The 717-nt window shown below is 72.0% G+C and carries 1 protein-coding gene; it reads left to right on the forward strand.

Annotated features, from left to right (window positions below; all coding sequences use genetic code 11):
- Positions 1 to 164: 164 nt before the first annotated feature.
- Positions 165 to 717, forward strand: a 553-nt coding sequence (locus CCN56_RS40875) for a bifunctional DNA primase/polymerase (RefSeq protein ID WP_256962448.1), incomplete at its 3' end; no start/stop codon positions are given.

Raw genomic sequence — 717 nt, forward strand, 5'->3', positions numbered from 1 at the left:
TCTGTGCGGCTTCCGTGACTCCCATGGTCTCTTCCACGGTGAGCACAACCGCCCCCGCCAGTGCACCCATGCGCCCCGCGTGCAGGATCGATGCGTCAACACACCCTCCGCCGAGCCCGTAACCCCAGGTGGCGGGGGAAGTTGTGCTCACCGTGGAAGAGACCATGGGAGTCACGGAAGCCGCACAGATCCCCAAGCAGCGGGGCGAGCAGCTGCTCGACAGCGCCGTGCGGTATGCGGAAGAGCGGCACTGGGACGTGTTTCCCGGGACCTGGCTGGAAGCCGTCGAGGGCAGGGAGCGCTGCTCCTGCGGAGCGGACGCGTGCGCCGTGCCCGGCGCCCACGCGGTCAGGCCCGACTGGTCGACCCAGGCGACCGGGAGCGGGGTCGGGGCGCGGCGGATGTGGTCGAAGACGCCGAAGGCGTCGATCCTGCTGCCGACCGGCCGCACCTTCGACGCGATCGAGGTGTCCGAGTCGGCCGGTTTCCTGGCGCTCGCCCGCATGGAGCGCATGGAGCTGACGCTCGGCCCCGTGACCTGCACCCCGGACCGCCGCATGTACTTCTTCGTGCTGCCCGGCGCCGCCACCAAGGTGCCCGACCTCGTCCGCAAGCTCGGCTGGGCCCCGGCCTCCATCGACCTCACCACGCGCGGCGAGGGCCACTACGTGGCGGCCCCGCCCACCCGGATCGGCGGCTCCGGCGCGGTGCAGTGGG

This window comes from Streptomyces sp. NRRL B-24572 (genome assembly GCF_002156145.1).
GTDB classification, from domain to species: domain Bacteria; phylum Actinomycetota; class Actinomycetes; order Streptomycetales; family Streptomycetaceae; genus Streptomyces; species Streptomyces vietnamensis.